18 protein-coding genes and 1 tRNA gene are annotated in these 18,529 nt (G+C 72.7%); 5 read left to right on the forward strand and 14 right to left on the reverse strand.

Features of this window, described 5'->3' with window-relative positions; all coding sequences use genetic code 11:
- Positions 1-19 precede the first annotated feature (19 nt).
- Positions 20-781, forward strand: a complete 762-nt coding sequence (locus Q1V71_RS16250; RefSeq protein ID WP_300645122.1) for a 1-acyl-sn-glycerol-3-phosphate acyltransferase — start codon at positions 20-22, stop codon at positions 779-781.
- A 1-nt stretch (position 782) separates the two neighbouring features.
- Here Q1V71_RS16250 and Q1V71_RS16255 read toward each other — a convergent pair.
- The 4 genes from Q1V71_RS16255 to Q1V71_RS16270 form a co-directional block, all read right to left on the reverse strand.
- Positions 783-861: transfer RNA gene (locus Q1V71_RS16255), tRNA-Gln, on the reverse strand.
- Positions 862-963: 102 nt separating this feature from the next.
- Positions 964-1,941 (reverse strand): FKBP-type peptidyl-prolyl cis-trans isomerase, encoded by a 978-nt coding sequence (locus Q1V71_RS16260; protein WP_300645124.1) that lies wholly within the window; start codon positions 1,939-1,941, stop codon positions 964-966.
- 45 nt (positions 1,942-1,986) lie between these two features.
- Positions 1,987-4,422 (reverse strand): hypothetical protein, encoded by a 2,436-nt coding sequence (locus Q1V71_RS16265; RefSeq protein ID WP_300645125.1) that lies wholly within the window; start codon positions 4,420-4,422, stop codon positions 1,987-1,989.
- The gene (locus tag Q1V71_RS16270; RefSeq protein WP_300645127.1) at positions 4,419-4,598 is read right to left on the reverse strand and encodes a hypothetical protein; all 180 of its coding nucleotides are present in this window, start codon (positions 4,596-4,598) and stop codon (positions 4,419-4,421) included. The genes Q1V71_RS16265 and Q1V71_RS16270 overlap by 4 nt, the downstream gene beginning before the upstream one ends.
- 53 nt (positions 4,599-4,651) lie before the next feature.
- Here Q1V71_RS16270 and Q1V71_RS16275 point away from each other — a divergent pair, with 53 nt between their 5' ends.
- Complete coding sequence (locus Q1V71_RS16275) at positions 4,652-5,764, forward strand: ATP-dependent DNA ligase (RefSeq protein ID WP_300645129.1); 1,113 nt, start codon at positions 4,652-4,654, stop codon at positions 5,762-5,764.
- A gap of 46 nt (positions 5,765-5,810) precedes the next feature.
- Complete coding sequence (locus Q1V71_RS16280) at positions 5,811-6,362, forward strand: hypothetical protein (RefSeq protein WP_300645130.1); 552 nt, start codon at positions 5,811-5,813, stop codon at positions 6,360-6,362.
- 3 nt (positions 6,363-6,365) lie between these two features.
- On the opposite strand, the gene Q1V71_RS16285 is transcribed toward Q1V71_RS16280, so the two are convergent.
- Together Q1V71_RS16285 and Q1V71_RS16290 are read right to left on the reverse strand one after the other, a co-directional pair.
- Positions 6,366-6,995 carry a sulfotransferase family 2 domain-containing protein gene (locus tag Q1V71_RS16285; RefSeq protein ID WP_300645132.1) on the reverse strand — a complete coding sequence of 210 codons (630 nt, stop codon included), beginning with the start codon at positions 6,993-6,995 and terminating at the stop codon, positions 6,366-6,368.
- A 318-nt stretch (positions 6,996-7,313) separates the two neighbouring features.
- Positions 7,314-8,408: a DNA polymerase domain-containing protein gene (locus Q1V71_RS16290; RefSeq protein WP_300645133.1), complete on the reverse strand. Its 1,095-nt coding sequence runs from the start codon at positions 8,406-8,408 to the stop codon at positions 7,314-7,316.
- 82 nt (positions 8,409-8,490) lie between these two features.
- Here Q1V71_RS16290 and Q1V71_RS16295 point away from each other — a divergent pair, with 82 nt between their 5' ends.
- Complete coding sequence (locus Q1V71_RS16295; protein WP_300645134.1) at positions 8,491-9,771, forward strand: GNAT family N-acetyltransferase; 1,281 nt, start codon at positions 8,491-8,493, stop codon at positions 9,769-9,771.
- 108 nt (positions 9,772-9,879) lie between these two features.
- Here the strand turns inward: Q1V71_RS16295 and Q1V71_RS16300 are convergent, their stop codons facing one another.
- From Q1V71_RS16300 to Q1V71_RS16310, 3 genes are read right to left on the reverse strand one after another with little or no spacing between them, the layout of a single operon-like run.
- Entirely contained in the window at positions 9,880-10,236 is a 357-nt protein-coding gene (locus Q1V71_RS16300) for a hypothetical protein (RefSeq protein WP_300645135.1), read from the reverse strand.
- Positions 10,237-10,246: 10 nt separating this feature from the next.
- Positions 10,247-11,482, reverse strand: a complete 1,236-nt coding sequence (locus Q1V71_RS16305; RefSeq protein ID WP_300645136.1) for an acyl-CoA desaturase — start codon at positions 11,480-11,482, stop codon at positions 10,247-10,249.
- A gap of 43 nt (positions 11,483-11,525) precedes the next feature.
- Positions 11,526-12,665, reverse strand: a complete 1,140-nt coding sequence (locus Q1V71_RS16310) for a ferredoxin reductase (RefSeq protein ID WP_300645138.1) — start codon at positions 12,663-12,665, stop codon at positions 11,526-11,528.
- 160 nt (positions 12,666-12,825) lie between these two features.
- On the opposite strand from Q1V71_RS16310, the gene msrB reads away from it, so the two are divergent.
- The gene (gene msrB, locus Q1V71_RS16315) at positions 12,826-13,242 is read left to right on the forward strand and encodes a peptide-methionine (R)-S-oxide reductase MsrB (RefSeq protein ID WP_300645139.1); all 417 of its coding nucleotides are present in this window, start codon (positions 12,826-12,828) and stop codon (positions 13,240-13,242) included.
- A gap of 19 nt (positions 13,243-13,261) precedes the next feature.
- Here msrB and Q1V71_RS16320 read toward each other — a convergent pair whose 3' ends face one another.
- The 5 genes from Q1V71_RS16320 to Q1V71_RS16340 all read right to left on the reverse strand — a co-directional run bounded on the left by Q1V71_RS16320 (position 13,262) and on the right by Q1V71_RS16340 (position 18,495).
- The gene (locus tag Q1V71_RS16320; RefSeq protein WP_300645141.1) at positions 13,262-13,930 is read right to left on the reverse strand and encodes a hypothetical protein; all 669 of its coding nucleotides are present in this window, start codon (positions 13,928-13,930) and stop codon (positions 13,262-13,264) included.
- Positions 13,931-13,988: 58 nt separating this feature from the next.
- Complete coding sequence (locus Q1V71_RS16325) at positions 13,989-14,870, reverse strand: hypothetical protein (RefSeq protein ID WP_300645142.1); 882 nt, start codon at positions 14,868-14,870, stop codon at positions 13,989-13,991.
- Between the two features lie 74 nt (positions 14,871-14,944).
- Complete coding sequence (gene hemQ / locus Q1V71_RS16330) at positions 14,945-15,652, reverse strand: hydrogen peroxide-dependent heme synthase (RefSeq protein ID WP_300645143.1); 708 nt, start codon at positions 15,650-15,652, stop codon at positions 14,945-14,947.
- A gap of 52 nt (positions 15,653-15,704) precedes the next feature.
- On the reverse strand, positions 15,705-16,373 hold the full coding sequence (locus Q1V71_RS16335) for a response regulator transcription factor (RefSeq protein WP_300645145.1): 669 nt from the start codon (positions 16,371-16,373) through the stop codon (positions 15,705-15,707).
- Between the two features lie 61 nt (positions 16,374-16,434).
- The gene (locus Q1V71_RS16340) at positions 16,435-18,495 is read right to left on the reverse strand and encodes a histidine kinase (RefSeq protein WP_300645146.1); all 2,061 of its coding nucleotides are present in this window, start codon (positions 18,493-18,495) and stop codon (positions 16,435-16,437) included.
- Positions 18,496-18,529: the final 34 nt, after the last annotated feature.

Consider the following 18,529-nt stretch of genomic DNA (forward strand, 5'->3'; position numbering starts at 1 on the left):
CACGTGGTGGTGTGTGCCCGTGGACCTCACGTACCCCGTCATCGTGGCGGCCGCCAAGACCTGGTTCAAGGTCTCGGCGATGGACATCCACATGACCGGCGCCGAGCACATCCCCACCGAGGGCGGGGCCCTCGTGGCGGTCAACCACGTCTCCTACGTCGACTACCTCATGGGTGGCTACCCCGGTGCGCAGCGCGGCCGCTACATCCGCTTCATGGCCAAGAAGGAGATCTTCGACTCGCCCCTCGGCGGCCCCTTCATGCGCAGCTTCGGCCACCTCGAGGTCGACCGCGAGGCCGGCGCGGCCTCGATGCGCACCGCAGTCGACGCCCTGCGCAAGGGCGAGCTGGTCGGCATCTTCCCCGAGGCCACGATCTCCCAGAGCTTCCTCATCAAGGAGCTGAAGTCCGGCGCCGTGCGCATCGCCGCCGACGCCGAGGTGCCGCTCATCCCGATCGTGGTCTGGGGCACCCAGCGGATCCTCGCCAAGGGCAGCAGGCTCGACCTCTCGCGCCACCACCGCATCGACATCGAGGTCGGCGAGCCGATGCACCCCACCGGCGCGGACCCGGCCGCGGAGACCGCCGAGCTCAAGCGCCGGATGGAGGAGATGCTCGAGCGCTGCATCCTGGCCAGCCCGCCCGAGGAGCGCCCGGCCGGCGCGTGGTGGCTCCCCCAGCAGTACGGCGGGTCGGCGCCCACCATCGAGGAGGCCGCCGCCCAGTACGCCGAGGAGCGGCGCCGCCGCGCGGAGGCCAAGGCCGCCAAGCGCAAGCGCTGAGCTCCCCGGGTAGGAGTCGAACCTACGTCGCTAGTCCTGATTCAAAGTCAGGCGGGCCCTGCCGGCAGACCAACCGGGGAACGTCCAGGTGGACGGCGGTAACCATAGAGGCCCCGCGGACGTCATACGAACCGGCTGGACGGACGTCCCGCCCGGATGACGTCCCGCGACCGGAGCAGCGCTTACTCCGCCTCGATCACGTCGATGAGGAACCACAGGGTCGAGTTGCCGGGGATGCTCGGCGGGCTGCCCTGCGTGCCGTACCCCAGCGCCGGCGGGATCTGCAGCAGCACGCGGCTGCCGACGGGCACGCCCTCGAGGCCGATCGACCAGCCGGGAATCAGGCCGGAGAGCGGGGAGACCAGCGGCTCGCCGCGGGAGTAGGACTCGTCGAAGGGGGCGTCGGCGTCGTACACCGAGCCGAGGTAGTCGACGGTGACGGTGTCCTGCGGGCTGACCTCGCGGCCGTCGCCCTCCTCGAGCACGAGGACCTGGACGGGGGTGTCGAGCTCGGGCTCCTCCACGCCGGAGAAGTCCAGGCCGACCGGGTCGCCGCCCTCCTCCACGACCGTGGGCTGGGCCTCGGGGTCGGCCTCCTCGGCCTCCTGCGAGGACGGCTCGGGCGAGACCTCCTGCGGGGAGACCAGGTCGGCGACGACGACCACGGCGTCCTCGGCCGGCAGGCCGAGCGGGTTGGACTCGGCGGCCCCGCCGAAGAGCTCGTCGACGGTGGTGACCGCGGCGACGCGCGAGCCGTAGGTCGCGCCCTCCATCAGGTCGGTGAAGACCGGGCCGACCTGCGCCTCGTCGTAGGGCAGCGACTGCGGTGCGCCGTTGTCGTAGTCGTTGTAGACCTGCTCCTCGGTCGTGCCGTTGGCGACGTAGAGGTAGGTGGTGACGACGTCACCCTCGGCGATCTCCTCGCCGTCGCCCTCGACGAGGGTGGTGACCTCGGTGGCGTCGGTGTTCTCGACCCCGCCGTCCCACTCGACCTCGAGCGCCTCGCCGACCTCGCCGGAGAAGCTCACCCCCGAGATGGACTCCCCGGTGCCGGAGCCGGTGCCGGCCGGGTCGGAGGCGTCCTCGGAGTCGGAGCCGCAGGCCGCCAGGGGCAGCAGCAGCGCGGTCAGGGCCAAGGTGGTGCGGGTACGACGGAGCACGGGAAGCAACCGTACGTGGTCGCACCCCGCGCTCGTGTGCTCGGGTCAGCCGACGGTGCGCGCCGAGCGGGCGACGACCTTGCCGTCGCGCACCCAGCGGACCTCCACGCGGTGCTCGCCCGCGCCCACCGCACCGGCCGAGGCCAGGCGGAAGGCGGCCGGGACGCCGCGGCTCACGACCGTGCGCTCGGCGGCCAAGCGGTCGTCGACCCACAGCTGCACGCGCTCGTCGGCCCGGGTCGGGCAACCGGTCACGCTCACCGATGCCTTCGTCGGGCACCGGTCCGCGGAGTCGAACAGGCCGTCGCCGTCACGGTCGGGGCAGCCCGCGCCGGTGCTGGGCCCGCGGTCGCGGGGGCAGGCGTCGGCGACGTCCGGGACGCCGTCACGGTCGCCGTCGTCGATGACCGTCGTGGAACGCGCGACCACGGTGAAGGTGGTCGGCTCGACGACCTGCTGCGGGTCGACGGTGACCGAAAGGTCGCGGCGGGCCCAGGGCACGGTGACCGTGACGCGGTTCTCGCCCTCCTCGACGACCTGCGACGAGCCGCCGTTGACCGACATCGCGAAGACGCTGGCGCCGGTCCACTCGAGGGTCACCTCGACCGTGGACTGCTGCTCCACCGGGATCGTGAAGTAGTCCATCGTGTCCACCGCGCTCACCAGGCCGCCCAGGCCCAGGGTGCTGTCGGTCGGCAGCTTGGTGACGCCGCCCTCGGGCGTGAGCGTCACCGTGGAGCGGGTGACCTTCCCGGCCACGGGCGCGTCGCGCAGGTCGCGCCTCGGCATCCGCGGCGCCGCGACCTGGACGCCCAGGGCGTCGGGCACGGAGTCGGCGGTGGCGACCCAGTCGTTGCTGCGCAGGTGGTAGCCGGTGACCGCGTTGACCGTGTAGGGCGCCGTGATCTGCTGGTCCGCCAGGTAGTCGCGGCGGATCTTGAAGGTGACGGTGTTGTCGGCGTTCCACGTGGCGGTGCCGTCCGGCAGGTAGTAGCCGGTGCCGTTGTCCATCACCTTGACGACGCCCGAGGGGTCGCCGGTGCCGATGAAGGAGTCGAAGCGGCGGCCGTCGACGAGCAGGCTGTAGGCGGTGACCGACCCCGGCACGGCGGTCGGGGCGACCTGGCCCACCGACATCGTCGCGCGGACGAACTTCCGGTCGGTCCGCACGCTCATCGAGGACAGGTCCGTGACGGGGGTGCCGCCGTCGCCGGTGGCGTCCTCGGCGGAGGCCGAGCGCCGGGTGGGGAGCTTGCCCAGCGGCACGTTGGCGGCCTGGCCCGTGACCACGACCCGGCCGTCCTGGACGGTCGTCCGCGAGGTGCGCAGCAGCGGTCGCGTGCTCGCCACCGGGTCGGGGGTGAAGTCGCCGACGGCCAGCGGGACGGCTCCCTGGTCCGGCTGCGGGCAGTCGGCGGGCGAGCCGGTCGCGGACGCGTAGCGGTGGTCGCGCGGGTGCTGCACCTGGAAGGAACTGGTCCCGTCACCTGCCACGTCGTTGGCCGCGAGCCGGTCGCGGCGGGTCACCTCACCGTCCCCGTCGCGGTCGATGTAGCGGCTCATCCGGAGGGCGAAGCCCTCGACGTCGAGCGTGGAGACGCACTTGGCCAGGCCCGGCGGGTCGGCGCTGTAGGCCATGATGTCGTTGGTGGTGGTCGGGCCCCACGGGCCGTCGGCGCCGTCGCCGACGTGGCCGACGTGGCCGACGGTCAGGCAGTGGCCGACCTCGTGGGCGACCAGCTCGTAGAGCGGGAAGAAGTCCGAGGCGCCCGGCACCGGGTCGACGGCGCCGTTGACGGCGAAGCAGACGTTGCCGCCCACGCCCCCGCAGTCGGCGACGTAGGTGCCGCCGTTCTCCTGGCCGTGCTGGTCGAAGCCCTTCTTCCCCTGCCAGGACTCGAAGTTCAGCGGGTCGTCCTCGACGAAGCAGGGCGTGCCCTCGCCGTCGACGATGCCCAGCTCACCGGCGAACGAGACCGGGTCGATGCCGATCCCGATGCCGCCGGCGGGGTTGCTCATGATGACGACGATCTCCGGGTCGACCAGGTCGATCGGGTCCACCAGCAGCCCGGCGGGGTCGACCTTCAGCTCGTACGTCGTGATGTTGAAGTCGACGCCGTCGGCGAGCCACTCCATGCCCATCTCGTCGGCGAGGTAGTCGATGCCCTCGCCCCACATCTGCACGGCCTGCTCCCCCACCCGCAGGTCCCGCTCGACACCCGGGGAGACCGGGGCCAGCACCGCCACGTCGATCTGCGGGTCGTCGAGGGCGTTGAGCCCGACCTTCATGTGGTAGCAGGTGTTGTCGGGGTTGAGCGGGTCCCGGTCCACCACGCAGCCGGCGGGCAGGTTGCCGTCGCCGAAGTACGAGCGGGTGTAGTCGTCACCGGGCGAGGCGACGGCCGGGACCCCCACGGAGAGGAGGGCGGTGGCGGTCGCGGCGAGGAGGGCGACCGGGCTCAGGATCTGACGGGCGTTCACGTCTGCGTCAACGACCGAGCGCCCTCCACGACGTCCTCGGCGGCGACCGGCACCTCCACGGGCGGACCGGGATCGGAGCTGACCGTGTCGTCGTCGCCGCGGGTCAGCAGCAGCGCGACCCACACCAGGGCGAGCGCGACCACGACGGCGAGCAGCAGCACCAGCCTGCGGCGCACGGTCCCCCCTCACGTCGAGCCGGATGTCGGCGTACGTCGTTAGGGTCGCAGACGTGGACCTGCCCGTCATGCCGCCGGTGCGACCGATGCTCGCGAAGTCCGTCAAGGGGGTCCCCGACCCTGCGAAGCACGGCGGCCTCTCCTTCGAGCCCAAGTGGGACGGCTTCCGCTGCCTGCTCTTCAAGGACGGCGACGAGGTCGAGCTGACCAGCCGCAACACCAAGCCCCTGACCCGCTACTTCCCCGAGCTCGTGGAGGCCGCCCGCGAGCAGCTGCCCGAGCGCTGTGTGCTCGACGGCGAGGTCTTCGTCGCGCTGCCGCGCGCGAGCGGGGGCCGCGAGCTGGAGTTCGAGGTGCTCCAGGAGCGCATCCACCCCGCCGCCTCGCGGGTCACGATGCTCAGCGAGACCACCCCGGCCGAGTACGTCGCCTTCGACCTGCTCGCGCTGGGCGAGGACTCCCTGGTCGACCGACCGTTCGCCGAGCGCCGCGCGAGGCTGGAGCAGGCGTGGGCGCAGGTGCCGGCCGGACGCTGCCACCTCACGCGCACGACCACCGACCCCGTCGAGGCGGAGCGGTGGTTCGAGCAGTTCGAGGGCGCGGGGCTCGACGGTGTCATCGCGAAGCCGCTGGGGGCGGCGTACGAGCAGAACGCGCGGACGATGCTGAAGATCAAGCACGAGCGCACCGCCGACGTCGTGCTCGCGGGCTACCGCGAGCACAAGACCTCCACGCCGGAGCGGCCGCTGCTGGGCTCGATGCTGCTCGGCCTCTACTCCGGCGGCACGCTGCAGCACGTCGGGGTCAGCGCCAGCTTCACCGAGGCCCGACGTGCCGAGCTCTGGAGCGAGCTGCAGGAGCTGGTCTGCCCCATCGAGGAGCACCCCTGGGGAGCCTGGGCCGGTGAGGCCGGGTGGGCCATCGCCAACCCGGACAGGGTCCCGGGCACCCAGAGCCGCTGGAGCGCCGGCAAGGACCTCTCCTTCACCCCGCTGCGGCCCGAGCGGGTGCTGGAGGTGAAGTACGACAACATGGAGGGCCGCCGCTTCCGGCACACCGCTCACTTCAAGCGCTGGCGACCCGACCGCGAGCCCACCTCGTGCGGCTACGAGCAGCTCGACGAGGTCGCCCGCTACGACCTCTCCGACATCCTCACCGGCGGCTGACGCGCGCACCGGCGAGGGATCGGCGGATCGGGGCTAAGGTCGAGGCATGGCCGAGACCTACCCCGTCGTCCTCCTCGTCGAGCAGGCGCTCTCCCCCGCCGACGCCGTCCAGGTCCGCTCCCTGCACGAGGAGCTGGTCGCGGAAGGGCAGACGGTGAGCTACCACGTGCTGCTGCCGATCCAGGACGCCGCAGCGCGGATCGAGTCGGCCATGGGGTCGCTGGCCGGTGGCGACCTCCTGACCAGCCCCGCGATCACGATGTCCGAGGTCGACCTGGAGTCGGTGCGCGAGGAGTGCCGACAGACGTCGGAGGCGGAGCTGCGGCTGACGCTGGCCCGACTCGCCGACGCCGGCGCCATCGCGACCGGCCGGGTCATCCACGAACCCCCGGTCGACGCACTGGCCGCCGAGGTCAAGGCCATCGACGGGCGCGAGGCGATCATCCTGACCCGCCCGCACGTCGTGGCGGAGTTCTTCCACCTCGACTGGACCTCGCAGGCCCGCCGCAAGCTCGGCGTCCCGGTGCTGCACCTGCTCGAGCACGAGACGATCGAGGGCCAGTCCGCCGGGGGCGGCGAGGGGATCAGCGGCGCCTGAGCCTCAGAACTCGTACGTGAAGCGGCGCAGGTCCTTCTCGAAGACCTGCGCCACCTTGTCCCGCATCTCCGGCGTGTAGTGCTGGCGGTAGTCGGTCGAGGGCCCGGTGTTGACCTTGAGGGTCTCCCCCGGCCAGTCCAGGCCGATCCGCTCCCAGACCTGTCGCAGGTCCTCGTCGAAGCGCTCCTGGCGGCCGATGAAGTCGGCCGGGCGGCCACGGGCCCGCAGGTAGGTGATCTGCGCCCGCCGCAGCTCGCGCTGCTCGTCGGGACCACGCAGCACGAAGCTCTCGAAGTCGGGGTACGCCGGCAGCACCCGCTTCCACAGCCGATTCTTGGCCAGCTGCTTGGCGGCCTTCTCGTTGCCCTCGGCGGCCTGGGTCTCGGCGCGGCGCATCATGGCGTACCAGGAGTACATCCGGGCCCAGGGGTTGCGGACGAAGCCGAAGATGAAGTAGTCCGACAGCTCGGGGTGGGCCTTGAGCGCCGGACCGAGCCGGGCGTGCCGGCCACCACGCAGGCCCTGGAGGTACTGCACGTCCGGGATGTCCGCCTGGAGCATCCGGTCGATGGTCGAGCCACCGGTCTTCTGCACGTGCACGAAGAGCACGCGCTTCTCGTGGGAGACCATCATGCGGCGAAAACTACCAGTGGCCGACCGCCCGCCCGGCCCCTGCCGGCCGCCGTGCCGACCACCTCGACGCCCGCTGTTACCGAACCCTGGCGATCTTGTGGATCGCACGTGGTGGCCCCGCGAGGCAGCACTGCCTAGCGTTGTCACCACGAGGTCGCCGGGGGGCGGCCTCGCAACCTGGACCAGTGATCACAGGACCGTGCGGCTGGGGGGCTGCGCGGCTCCGATCCACCAGGCAAGGGCTCCGGGGGGAGCCCGGGAAACGACGACGACCCGCCCGGAGCACGCTCCGGGCGGGTCTCGTCCTTCGCGGCCGGCTCAGTCGGCGATCCGGTTGCCCTCGTCGTCCCAGTGCTCGGCGACCTTCTTGCTGGGCTGCACGCGCGGCGGCTCGCCCGGCATCTTGGGGTAGTCCGGCGGGAAGTTGAGCTCCCCGCCGGGCAGCGTCTCCCACAGCTCCAGCAGCGGCTCCAGGGAGAAGGCCTCGTCGTCGATCGTGGCCCAGGCGTCGCCCTGGTCGGCCAGCATCTGCGGGACGGTCACCAGGTTGAGGTCGCGGGGGTCGCGCACCTCGGCCAGCGCCTCCCAGGTGAGCGGGGTGCTGACGGGGGCACCCTGCCGGGGGCGCAGGGAGTAGGCGGAGGCGATGGTGCGGTCGCGGTTGTTCTGGTTGTAGTCGACGAAGATCCGCTCGCCCCGCTCCTCCTTCCACCACGCGGTCGTCACCTGGTCGTCGCGCTGCTCCAGGGCGCGCCCGAAGCCGATCGCGGCGTGCCGGACGTCGGTGAACTGCCAGCGCGGCTGGATCCGGACGTAGACGTGGACCCCGCGGTTGCCCGAGGTCTTGGCGTAGCCGCGCAGGCCGAGCTCCTCCAGCAGCTCCCGCGCGACGCCGGCGACCCGGACCGCGTCGGCGAACGTCGTACCGGGCTGGGGGTCGAGGTCGATGCGCAGCTCGTCGGGGTGGTCGAGGCTGGCCGGGTCGTCGGTGCGCCGCACCGGCCACGGGTGGAAGGTGAGGGTGCCCATGTGGGCGCACCACACGGGGACCGCGATCTCGGTCGGGCAGATCTCGTCGGCGGTGCGGCCCGAGGGGAAGGTGATGGTGGCGGTCTCGAGGTAGTCGGGCGCTCCCTGGGGCACCCGCTTCTGGTAGAACGCGTCGGCCTTCGAGTCCTGCGGGCCGGTGGCCAACCGCATCCCCTCGCGCACGCCGGAGGGCCAGCGCTCCAGGGCCGTCGGGCGGTCGCGCAGGGCCCGCATGAGCCCGTCCTCCACCGAGGCGACGTACTCCGCGACCATGAGCTTGGTGATCTCGGGCGTCCGGTCGGTCGCCTCGTAGACGACCCGGTCCGGGCTGCTCACGCGCACCGCCCGGCCGCCCGCCTGCACCTCCGCTGCCTTCGCCGCCATGCCCCGACCCTAGGGCGCAGCGACGACAGGCCAGCCGCAAATCGCGTGGCCCCACCCCGACGAGCGCCCCTACGGTGGGTCGGTGAGCTCCCACGACGACCTGACCTTCGAGACCCTCGACATCCACGCGACCGAGGGTCCGATGGCGGCGAAGGTGGCGGCGTACGGCGACGCCTGGCACCGCGGCTTCCACGAGGGCTCCCTGAGCGAGAAGCAGCGGGAGTTCTGGCTCGAGCACAGCCGCGCCGACGACGTGACCCTGCGGGCGGCGTACGCCGCGTCGTCGCTGGTCGCGGACCCGCCGCCGGTCGGGACCTTCACCAGCTGGGGCGGGTCGATCAACGTCGGGGGCGGCACGCAGCTGCCGCTGCACATGATCACCGACGTCACCGTGGCCCCGACGCACCGCCGTCGCGGCATCCTCAGCCGGCTCATGACCGACGACCTCACCGATGCGGCGTCGCGCGGCGTGCCGCTGGCGGCACTGACGGTGTCGGAGGGCGGGATCTACGGCCGGTTCGGCTTCGGCGTGGCGACGCGGCAGCGGATGGTCGAGGTCGACACCGGCCACGGCCGGTTCCGGCTGCGGGACACCGCGGACGAAGGCTCGCTCCAGCTGCTCGAGCTGCCGCAGGCGCGCCCGCACGTCGAGCGAGTCTTCGCCCAGCACCTGGCCACCACCCGGGGCGCGGTCTCGCGGCCGGCGTTCTACGGCCAGATCGAGGAGGGCCGGGACTGGGAGTCCGGCGACAAGGACACCAAGTCGCGGGTCGTGGTGCACCTCGACGCGGACGGCGAGGTCGACGGCTACGCCCGGTTCCAGCACAAGGACGAGGGCGAGGGTCCGCAGCGGGGCGTGGTGGAACTGCGGGGCCTGCACGCGCTGACCGACGTCGCGTGGCGGCGGCTCTGGTCGTTCCTCGCCGACATCGACCTCGCGCAGGTGGTGAAGTCCCGCGTCCCCGTCGACACCCCGCTCCACCTGGCCGTGACCGACCCGCGGGTCGTGCGCAGCACGGCACTCGTCGACTCCTTGTGGGTGCGGGTGCTGGACGTGGTCGCCGCGCTCGAGGCGCGGCCCTGGCGCGAGGACGCGACGGTCGTGCTGGAGGTGCGGGACCGGATGGGGTTCGCCGACGGTCGGTTCCGGATCACCACCGAGAAGGGCCGGGCCACCGTCGTGGCGACCCAGGACGAGCCGGGCGTCACGCTCGACGCCGAGACGCTCGGCGCGCTCTACCTCGGCGACCAGCCGGTCACGGTCCACGCCGCTGCCGGCCGCGTACGCGGCTCGGACGTCGACTCCTTCGCCGCCATGGCCGACCACGCAGGTCCGACCCCCTGGTGCTCCACGGGCTTCTGACGCACTGCCGAACCGTCAGTTTCGAACCCTCGATCCGTCAGTTCCTGCGCGGGACGGGTGCCGAACTGACGGCTGGGGGGTTCAGAACTGACGGTTCGGCTGACCAGCTCACTCCAGCAACGCGGAGGGTTGGAACACCGGGCGCCGGTCGAGGTCCTCGGAGGTCGGGCGCACGAACTCGAAGGCCGCGGTCCGCACGACCCGCCACGAGGGCTCGACGGCGGCGAGCGCCTCGGCGCAGGACTCGTGGAGCGGCGGGGCGTGGAAGGCGTTGCGTGCGACCTCGAGGTCGTCGCCGACGAAGGCGATCGGGCGCCCGAGCGACTCCGCGCAGGCACCGCAGATGCGCGACAGTGCGCACTGGGTGACCCGGGTGCCTACCAGCTCGCGGCGGCCGTCGGGCCCGGTCTCCCACGCGAAGGGCGCGGAGACCGGGTCGACGTCGCGGCTCAGGCCACGCAGCATCGGGCCGACCTCACGACGCCTGCTTGCCCCGCGACCACGCACCGAGCTCGCTGCGGCGCGGGGGTCGCTCGGCGTCGGACTTGCGGCCCTTGTCGACCGGCGGCGCCTCGGGGGCGTCCGGCTTGGCCGGCGGCTGCGGCGGCTTGTCGTCGCTGGTCCAGGAGTTGGGCACCGAGAGCTTGATGATCGTGCGCAGCGCCTGGCCGTACTGCTGGTGCAGGGGGCCGATCGTGTAGGGGATGTCGTACTTCGCGCACAGCTCGCGCACGCGCACCGAGATCTGGCCGTAGCGGTTGCTCGGCAGGTCGGGGAAGAGGTGGTGCTCGATCTGGTAGCCGAGGTTGCCCGAGAGGATGTGCAGCAGCTCGCCGCCCTCGAAGTTGGCCGCGCCGAGGATCTGCCGGAGGTACCACTCCGCACGGGTCTCGTCCTCGATCTCCTCCTCGGTGAAGTGCATCGCCCCGTCGGGGAAGTGGCCGCAGAAGATGATCACGTAGGACCACAGGTTGCGCGTCAGGTTGGCCGTGGCGTTGGCCTTGAGCGTGGTGCGCCACTGCGGCCCGGACAGCGCCGGGTAGACGACGTAGTCCTTGAGGATCTGGTTGCGGCCCTTGCGCACGATCTGCTTGAGCTGCCGCTTCATCTCCGCGGGGTCCTTCTCGAGCTTGCGGATCTTCTCCACGTCGAGGTCGTGCAGCGCGACGCCCCACTGGAACAGCGTGGCGAGCAACGCGTTGTAGACCGGCTGCCCGAGGTTGGCGGGGTTCCACCGCTGCTCGCGCGCCATCCGCAGGATGCCGTAGCCGATGTCGTTGTCGTAGCCGAGCACGTTGGTGAACTGGTGGTGCACGTAGTTGTGGGAGTGCTTCCACTGCTCGGCGGGCTGCGCGGTGTCCCACTCCCAGTTGGACGAGTGGATCTCGGGGTCGTTCATCCAGTCCCACTGGCCGTGCATGACGTTGTGGCCGATCTCCATGTTCTCGAGGATCTTGGCCAGGCCGAGCAGGCTCGCGCCGAGGACGGCGCCGGGCACGCGGGTCTTCCTGGAGTGAGGCGTGACCATGAGCGTCACGCGGGCCGCGGCGGCCAGGCCGCGCTGGATCCTGATCAGCCGGTTGATGTACGCCGCGTCGTCGGCGCCCCGCGAGGCCTCGACCTCCTCGCGGATCTGGTCGAGCTCGCGGCCGAGCTCCTCGACCTGCTCCTCGGTGAGGTGCATGTACTCCCGGACGTCCGAGATCGCCATGGGTGTCTCCGTTCCTCGGTGCTCAGTGGTCGTTCGGCTGTCGTCAGATGTCGAAGGTGCAGTCGCCGACGGCAGCGGTGACGCAGGTCTGCACCTGCTCGTTGTGCTGGTCGAACTCGTCCCCGTTGCGCAGGTCGCGGACCCGGCCCTCGACGAGCGTGAGCGTGCAGGTGTGGCAGATGCCCATGCGGCAGCCGTACGGCATCCCGACGCCGGCGCTCTCCCCCGCCTCCAGGACGGTGGTCGCGCCGTCGGCGTCGATCGTCTTCCCGCTGTTGCGGAAGGTGATGGTGCCGCCCTCCCCGCCCTCGCCGCCGAGCTGGAGGGTGAAGCGCTCCAGGTGCAGCTGGTCCTCGAGGTCGTGCGAGGAGAAGAACTCGGTGATGGAGTCGAGCATCGGTCCGGGCCCGCAGGCGTAGGTCTGGCGCTCGCGCCAGTCGGGGCAGAAGGAGTCGATGCCGCCCTCGTCGTGGCCGAGGTCGAGCATGCCGTCGGTGTCGGTGTGCAGCCGGTGCAGCGTGAGGCCGGCGTGCTCGTCGGCCAGGCGCTGCAGCTCGTCGGCGAAGATCATCCGCTCCGGGGTGGGGCTGGAGTAGTGCATGACCACGTCGACGCCCTCTTCCCCGTCGGCACCGCGCAGCTGCCCGCGGCGCTCCATCGTGCGCAGCATCGCCATGACCGGGGTGACCCCGGAACCGCCAACGAGGAAGAGCATCTTGGCCGGCGGCGGGTCGGGCAGCACGAAGTCGCCCTCGGGGGCGGCCAGGCGCACGATCGTGCCGGGCTCGAGCCCCTTGACCAGGTGCGTGGACAGCAGGCCCTCGGGCATCGCCCGGACCGTGATCGCGATGGTGCGACCGGACCGCTTGGGGGCCGAGGAGATGGAGTAGGAGCGCCATTGGAACGTGCCGTCGACCGGGATGCCGATGCCGACGTACTGGCCCGGGCGGTGGTCGAAGCGCCAGCCCCAGCCGGGACGGATCACCAGCGTGGCGGCGTCGTCGGTCTCGGGGACGACCTGCTCGATGCGGCCGCGCAGCTCACGCTGGCTCCACAACGGGTTGACCAGGCGCAGGTAGTCGTCGGGGTGCAGCGGGGTGGTGAGCTTCGACCCTGCCCGGCGCACGCGCTCCCACGGGACCACCCGCGCGGCCGACCTGACCTTGGTTCCTGCACCTGCCATCCGGAGCCCCCGAGCTTGTCGACCGGTCTCTTGACCCAGCCCGGTCAGTGAACGCCTGTGCACACCGGCGCGTCAACGACCCGGCAGGGTGAAGCAGGAGCCCCGCGGCAGGCTGGGTCACAGGCTGGGCGACGTTGACCGCGCGGGCTAGGTTCGAGGCATGCCCTACGACGTGGCCAAGACCGACTCCGAGTGGCGCGAGCAGCTCTCCCCCCTGGAGTACGCCGTGCTCCGCGAGGCCGGCACCGAACGTGCTTTCGTCGGCAAGCTCACCGACACCGAGACCGAGGGCGTCTACCGCTGCAAGGCCTGCGACGCCGAGCTCTTCCGCTCCGAGACCAAGTTCCACTCCGGCTGCGGCTGGCCGTCGTTCTACCAGTCGCTGCCCGACACCGTGGAGGAGCGCGAGGACAACAGCCACGGGATGCGCCGGGTCGAGGTGCTGTGCAAGAGCTGCGGCTCCCACCTGGGCCACGTCTTCCCCGACGGCTACGGCACGCCCACCGGCGACCGCTACTGCATCAACTCCGTCAGCCTCACCCTCGAGGACGCCCAGGGCAACCGCGTCGCCGGCTGACCCGCGACCGGCGCCACGGCTAGGACTTCACGGGGACCATCGCGGCCAGCAGCCGCACGACGCCCTCGCCGTACGTCGCGTCGGCCCACTCCTGCAGCGAGCCGTCGTCGTAGAACACGTCGGCCAGCACGTGGGTCTCGGCGGCGTAGGTGCCCTGGACGCCGGGGAGCACCTCCTGGAGCTCCTCGGCGATGCGCCGCAGCTCCCCGGCGGGGACCGGCGGGTCCGGGTCCGGCGGCGTGCTCGGCTCCTGCGCCATCACGTCGTAGAGCGCCGCCGGGATCGCGTCGGTGGCGGCGAGGGCCTCCCCGTCCCAGGACCCGGTGATGGCGAAGGAGCCCCAGCGGGTCCGGCCCTGCCTCTCGTGCATCTCCTGTGCCGACCAGTCCCAGTCGAGCAGCGCGGGGCCGCTGCACTGGGGGGGCCACGACTCCGCGATCGGGCCGAGGCAGACCTCGGGGCCCTTCCCGGTGTCCATGACCATGGCCAGGTTCGCGGTGCGCACCTGCGCAGGCAGGGTCAGCGCAGGCGGGCCGGCGGCGGACGGGTCCGAGGACCCGCCGGCACCGGAGGAGCCGGGGTCGCGGGCGACGGTGGTGTCCTCCCCGCCGCACGCGGCGAGGAGGACGACGAGGGGCGCGAGGGCCAGCAGGCGCAGGGCTGGGCGCGACGTGGGGCGTGCGGTCATGCCGCTACGACGTACGACGGTCGCGACCGGTTCCGCTCCCGTCCGGCGCCCGGGTCGGTCACGGCGCCGGGACCAGGGCCGAGGTCACCTCGACGACCCCCGCGCCGTACTCGTCGTCGAGCCGGGTCTGGAGCGACCCGTCGTCGTGGATGACGTCCAGCTGCACGACCCCCATGCTGCGGCCGCTGCCCAGGACGTCGTCCAGCTCCATGAGGCGCTCCTGGATCTCGCCCAGCTCGGCGTCGGAGCGCTCCGCCTCGACGACGCACAGTCCACCGCCCCACAGCTCGCGCAGGGCGGCCTCGGCGCCAGCGACGTCCTCGGTGACCCGGACGGTCCAGACCCACCCACTGACGTCCTCGCTCGCGAGGTCCTCTGACTGGTCGAGCTCCTCGGCGCTCTGCTCGCCACCGGAGGTGTCGATCCACGCGTCGGCGTACCCAGGCAGCCTCCGTGCCGCGCCGCCGAGCCGCTCGTAGTCGGCGTACGTCGTGCGCGACGGGTCCACGACCCAGCCGGCCTCGGGCTCGGGGCAGGGCGGGGAGAAGTCGGTCGGCTCCCAGTCCGGCTCGGACAGGTCGGCGGCGCTCGTCACCGTGGTCGGGGTGAAGGACTCGCCGTCCCAGCGACCCACGACACCGAAGGAGCCCCACCGCACGCCCCGGACCGTCTCGAAGTCGCCCTGGTGCTCGGCCCAGTCCCACCCGACCAGCCGCGGCCCGCCGCACTGCGGGGGCAGGGACGTCGCCACCCCGCCGAGGCACAGCTCGGCGCCGTCGCCGTCGTCGAGCACCGTCACGGCGTACCTGGTCATGAGCAGCTGCTCCGCGCCGTCACCCGCCGACGCCGGGTCGGTGGCCGTGCCGCCCTGCTGGTCGCCGCAGCCGCCCAGCAGGAGCGTGGGGACGAGGAGGACGGTCCCGATGCCGAGTGTTCTCACCACGGCAGTGTGACGCCGCGGGGTCGCGGCGGGTTCCCGCCGCGCCCGGACTGGCCCGCCGGGGCCCGCCCCGGTCAGGGCAGCCGGTCGACCAGCTCGGCGACCGGCGTGAGCGCACCGGTGTAGAACGGGATCTCCTCGCGGACGTGGCGCCGGGCCTCGGAGGCACGCAGGTGCCGCATCAGGTCGACGATGCGGTAGAGCTCGTCGGCCTCGAAGGCCAGCAGCCACTCGTAGTCGCCGAGGGCGAAGGAGGCCACGGTGTTGGCCCGGACGTCCTTGTAGTCGCGCGCCATCTTGCCGTGCTCGGCGAGCATCGCGCGACGCTCCTCGTCCTTGAGGAGGTACCACTCGTAGGAGCGGACGAAGGGGTAGACGCACACGTGCTTCTTCGGCTCCTCGTCGTCGAGGAACGCCGGCACGTGGGACTTGTTGAACTCCGCCGGACGGTGCAGCGCCATCTGCGACCACACCGGCTCGAAGCGGGCACCGAACGCGGTGCGGCGGAAGCGGTGGTACGCCGACTGCAGCTCCTCGCTGGTGGCCGCGTGGGTCCACAGCATCACGTCGGCGTCGGCGCGCAGGCCGCTGACGTCGTAGACGCCGCGGACCACGGTGTCGGCCTCGGCGAGCTCGGCGAACAGCTTCTCGACCTCGGCGCCCTCGGCGGCGCGGTCACCGTCGCCCAGGACGTCGCGGAGCCGGAAGACCGACCACATGGTGTAGCGGATCGAGGCGTTGATCTCCTTGACCCGGGCGGCGTTCGACTTCGTCTCGCTCATGCTCGCCATTGTGCCAACCCGGCCGTGACCGACCGAGCCGGAGGGACCAAGGTCACCCGCGACCCAGCCCCGCCTCGCGGGCGGCAATGATGGCCGCCGCCCGGTCGGGGGCGTGCAGCTTGGCGTAGATCGAGGACACCGTGTTGCGCACGGTCTTGCCGGAGACGAAGAGCTCGGCGGCGATCTGGTCGTTGCTGCGCCCCGCGGCCAGGAGGTCCAGCACGCCGCGCTCCCGCTCGGACAGCTCGGGGAAGGGCACCTCCTCGGGCTCGGTCCGGGCCGCCCCCACGAAGAGGGCGGCGACCCGGGCCGCGAGCGAGGCCCCGAAGACCATGCCCCCGGCCGCCGCGGCGCGCACCGCGTGCTGCACCTCCTCGGCCCCGGCCCCCTTGAGCAGGTAGCCCGAGGCGCCGGCGCGGATGGCGCTGACGACCGTGTCGTCGTCCTCGTTCATCGTCAGCATGACCACGCGGACCCCGGGGTGCCGGCCGGTCACGAACCTCGTCGCCTCGATCCCGTCGAGCCCGGGCATCTGGATGTCCATCACCACGACGTCCGGCTCGGTCTCGGCGACCAGGTGCACCGCCTCCCGCCCGTCGGCGGCGCTGCCGACGACCTCCATCCCCTCCAACGCGCCGAGCAGCGAGACCAGCCCGTCGCGCACGATCTGGTGGTCGTCCACCACCAGCACCCGGATGTCTGCGCCCGTCTCCCGCGTCATCGTCCCACTCCTCCTCGATCCACGTGCCCCGCGACCACTACTGCCACGCCCGCCCCGATGCTCATCCCGCGGCCGCCACCAGGGGCAGCCGGGCACGCACGAGCGTCCCCCGGCCCTCCAGTCCCGGGGAGCCGACCTCGGTCCGCCCGCCGAGCTCCTCGGCCCGCTCGCGCAGCGACAGCAGGCCCACACCCGCGGTCGCCGCCGGGTCCACGCCGACCCCGTCGTCGGCGACGTCGACGACCAGCGCGTCGTCCTCCACGCGCAGGCACACCTCGCCACGCGCGGCCCCGGAGTGCCGCGCCAGGTTGGTCATCGCCTCCGCGGCGATGCGGTAGGCCGCGACCTCGACCGCCGCCGGCAGCGGGGGCAGCGCCAGCGCACGCACCTGCACCGGCACGGCCATCCGCTCCCCCAGCTGGCCCAGCGCGCCGACGAGCCCGCGGTCGTCCAGGGCCGGGGGTCGCAGGTCGTGCACGAGGCGGCGTACGTCGGCGACGACCTCCTGCAGCTGCTGGGCCGCGGCACCGACGCGCTCCCCCGCCCCCGCCGGGTCCTGCGCGACGCCCAGGCGCGCGGACTCCAGCTGGAAGACCACCCCCGACAGCGCCGGGCCGAGCCCGTCGTGGAGGTCGCGACGGATCCGCCGGCGCTCCTCCTCGCGCGCGGTCACGAGCTGCTCCCGGCTGCGCTGCAGCTCGGCGGCCAGGCGCGCCGTGCGGGCCGCGACGACGGCCTGGCGCACCAGGTCGGCGAGCAGCCGCTCGTCGCGCGCCGAGAGCCGGCTGCGCAGGCCACGGTCGGGGATCTCGAGGGTGCCCACGACCTCCCCGCGGTAGCGGATCGGGATCTCCCGCACGCTGGTCGGCCGCTCCCCGCGCTCGGCCAACAAGGTGCCGCCGCCGATCCGGTCGACCTCCAGCCGCACGTAGGCCACGCCGAACGCCGAGGCCACCGCGTCGGCCACGGCCGCCAGCCGGTCGTCGAGGTCCTCGGCGTGCTCGAGCCGGTCGGCCAGGCCCGCCACCACGTCGTACGGCGCCGCGCGGCTGCCGAAGGTCAGCCGCCGTGCCAGCGCCCAGGCCCGGGTGCGCAGCGGGACGTAGACCAGCGCGGAGAGCAGCAGCACGAGGGCGACCAACTGGCCCCGCGACAGCGACTCCTCCACGGTCCGGTCGAGGGCGGCGTCGAGCAGGGCGACCGCGGCCAGGTCGATCCCCAGCAGGAGCAGGGCCAGCCCGCCCCACACCAGCGTGCGGGTGAGCAGGTCGGCGATGGAGACGAGGCCGGGGTTGACCAGGGCGATGGTGATGGCCGCGCCCGGCAGCACCATGACCACGAAGGTGAGCGCCAGCTCGGAGCCGGGCCCGTCGTAGACCGACATGGCCGTGACGGTCAGCAGGATGGTCACGACGCTCCAGAGCAACCACCGCATCCGGTCTCGCTCGACGCCGCGCGAGCGGCGGTAGCGCACCACCACGGTCGCCAGCGGGACCAGCAGCACCAGGGTCGTGGCCCGCGCCACGGCGGCCGCGGAGTCACCGACCGCGGCGAACGTCACCGGGTCCACCACGAGGTCGGTGGGGAGGTCGGCCGGGGGCGATGGGTACGGGGCGACGAGGAAGGTCAGGAGGCCCAGGCCCATGAGCACCACGGCGCCGCGCGACAGCCAGCCCCAGGCCCCCTCGAGGAACCGTCCCGTCGGGAAGACCATCAGGAGCACGGCCACCACGATCGGCAGCAGCGCACCCGCCCGGGCCCAGAACCACAGCACCGACGTGCTGCCCGCCCAGGACCCGTCCGAGGTGACCCCGGCACGCAGGTAGGACTGCGCCAGCCCGTCGAGCGCCCAGAACAGGCCCAGCCCCGACAGCGCCCAGGCGGTGCCCGACCGTGGGTCGCGGACCAGGACGACGGCGGCCAGCCCGGTCAGGATGATGCCGTTGGCGGTCCACGGCCAGCCGACCCCCTGCACCAGTGCGTCGCCGACCCCGTCGGGGGCGCCCACCACGTCGAGCCACACGCTCAGCGCCAGGGCGAGCAGGCAGGCCAGGGGGACCAGGACGACGCCCACCACCCCGCGGGCGCCGAGGTCCCGGGGCGAGTCGACCGGTCTGAGCACCGGGACATCATGCGGGCACGGGCCCGGCCCCGGA

The organism is Nocardioides sp., from assembly GCF_030149505.1.
GTDB lineage: Bacteria > Actinomycetota > Actinomycetes > Propionibacteriales > Nocardioidaceae > Nocardioides.

Bases quoted from the DNA above. Each gene is read 5' to 3' on its own strand.
- Q1V71_RS16300 (WP_300645135.1), bottom strand. From the start codon at position 10,236: ATGCTGCGTGGCCTGAGCCGCGACGTCGACCCGGTCTCCGCGCCCTTC.
- Q1V71_RS16320 (WP_300645141.1), bottom strand. From the start codon at position 13,930: ATGACCGCACGCCCCACGTCGCGCCCAGCCCTGCGCCTGCTGGCCCTC.
- Q1V71_RS16280 (WP_300645130.1), top strand. From the start codon at position 5,811: ATGGCCGAGACCTACCCCGTCGTCCTCCTCGTCGAGCAGGCGCTCTCC.
- Q1V71_RS16290 (WP_300645133.1), bottom strand. From the start codon at position 8,408: ATGGCGGCGAAGGCAGCGGAGGTGCAGGCGGGCGGCCGGGCGGTGCGC.
- Q1V71_RS16285 (WP_300645132.1), bottom strand. From the start codon at position 6,995: ATGATGGTCTCCCACGAGAAGCGCGTGCTCTTCGTGCACGTGCAGAAG.
- Q1V71_RS16310 (WP_300645138.1), bottom strand. From the start codon at position 12,665: ATGGCAGGTGCAGGAACCAAGGTCAGGTCGGCCGCGCGGGTGGTCCCG.
- Q1V71_RS16335 (WP_300645145.1), bottom strand. From the start codon at position 16,373: ATGACGCGGGAGACGGGCGCAGACATCCGGGTGCTGGTGGTGGACGAC.
- msrB (WP_300645139.1), top strand. From the start codon at position 12,826: ATGCCCTACGACGTGGCCAAGACCGACTCCGAGTGGCGCGAGCAGCTC.
- Q1V71_RS16305 (WP_300645136.1), bottom strand. From the start codon at position 11,482: ATGGCGATCTCGGACGTCCGGGAGTACATGCACCTCACCGAGGAGCAG.
- hemQ (WP_300645143.1), bottom strand. From the start codon at position 15,652: ATGAGCGAGACGAAGTCGAACGCCGCCCGGGTCAAGGAGATCAACGCC.